This is a genomic window from Pontibacillus chungwhensis BH030062 (assembly GCF_000770675.1).
Classification (GTDB): domain Bacteria; phylum Bacillota; class Bacilli; order Bacillales; family BH030062; genus Pontibacillus; species Pontibacillus chungwhensis.
On sequence record NZ_AVBG01000030.1, the window covers coordinates 1 to 1,667 of the forward strand.

1 protein-coding gene is annotated in these 1,667 nt (G+C 38.1%); it reads right to left on the minus strand.

Annotated features, from left to right (window positions below; translation table 11 throughout):
• Positions 1 to 45: 45 nt before the first annotated feature.
• Positions 46 to 1,604, minus strand: a protein-coding gene (locus N780_RS19645; RefSeq protein WP_156969237.1) for an IS3 family transposase whose coding sequence is annotated in 2 segments (ribosomal slippage) — positions 46 to 971 and positions 971 to 1,604 — 1,560 coding nt in all. Because the reading frame shifts where the segments join, the coding sequence is not laid out codon by codon here.
• Positions 1,605 to 1,667: the final 63 nt, after the last annotated feature.

The following is a 1,667-nucleotide window of genomic DNA, read 5'->3' on the forward strand; positions in this document are numbered from 1 at the left end:
ATGAAGTGCCCCCTGTCAAGTAGACAGTGGAAATAATATAAAGACTTAAGCGGCTTTAGCTCTATATTCCATAGGGCTAAGGCCGTTTAATTTTTCTTGGTATCTTTCATGATTGTAAAAGTATATGTATTCCTCAATGGCTGAAGATAATTCTTCGTACGTATCGTACTTATGTAAATAATACTTCTCACATTTAAGTGTTCCCCAGAAGGATTCCATTGGTCCATTATCTATACACCTACCTACTCGAGACATGCTTTGGTAGATTCCTGCTTGATCTATCTTTCGTTTAAACCCATGTGAAGTATATTGAAACCCACGATCACTATGGATTAGGGGGGACTCGTCGTTTAAACTTGTGATCGCATTATCTAACGTTTCAAACACGAGATCATTATTATTGGAATGCCCAAAAACATAACTTATAATAGATCCATCATAAAGGTCACGGATCGCACTCAAATAAGCTTTTTTGGAGTGACCATACTTAAACTCTGTGACATCCGTTACCCATTTTTCATTTGGTTGTTCAGCCTCGAACTCTCTATTCAGAACGTTTTCTGCTACATGGTCTGGTGATGAACGTTTATAGACTTTCTTTTTCACTCGTGTGACAGAACGCATTTTAAACAGCTTCATTAAACGGTAAATTCTCTTGTGATTAAGTGTCTCTTCAAATTTTCGATTCATTTGAAGGGTCATTTGACGATACCCAAAGATTCCATCTACCTTCTCTTGAAGGTTCTTCATTTCCTTAAGAATTTCCTCATTCTGAAGTTCTCGCGGAGTAGGAACTCGATCTTTCCATTTATAATAAGCTGCTCGTGAAATACCAGCGGTGTCACAAAGTAATTGGATACTCATGTTCTCTTGTTCGTGAAGCTCTTGGATAGCGACATACTTATCCTGAAAACGAATTTGGTTTAATTTCGCCCCCTTTCGATCTCCTCTAACTTTTTTAAGAATAAGTTTTCAGCACGTAACCGTTCATTTTCACGTTCGAGTTGCTTCTTCTCTAACTTGAATTTTTCTTCAGTTGTTAACTCGGTTTTACTCTTCTTTTTACCTCGTTGATCTTGAAGAGCTTCATCGCCTCCACTTTCATATTTCTTCACCCATTGATAAACCTGTTGATAAGAGATAGAGTAGTCCTCAGCTGCGCTCTGATAGTCTTTCCCATTCTTAATGCAGTTCTGTACAATTTCAATTCGCTCTTCCAAATTCGTCTTACGCCCTTTAGTCATAGAGTTCTGCCTTCTTTCTCCTTTGGATTTCCATACTCTATGACCATTATAATCATTCACCCAGTTTCTTAAAGAGGAATAACTGGAAACCCCATATTTCCTTGCCACCTCACGCATCGAGTACCTTCCTGATAAATAGGCTTTGACCGCATTCAGCTTAAACTCTTTTGAGTAGGATGTGTTTGATTTTGCTTCTTCAAGTCCAGCTTCTCCAAGAGTTTCAAACTTGTGTATCCAGGATCGAATCGTAGCCCAACACACGTTATACTTAGAAGCAACTTCATTGATGGGATAATGTTCGTTACGAATAAGATTAATAATAGTAAGCTTCTCCACAGGAGAAAAAGAACTTCTCGACATACAAAAACCCCCTAAGATAAACAGTTTTATTTTTATACTGTCTACCATAGGGGGAGCATCTCA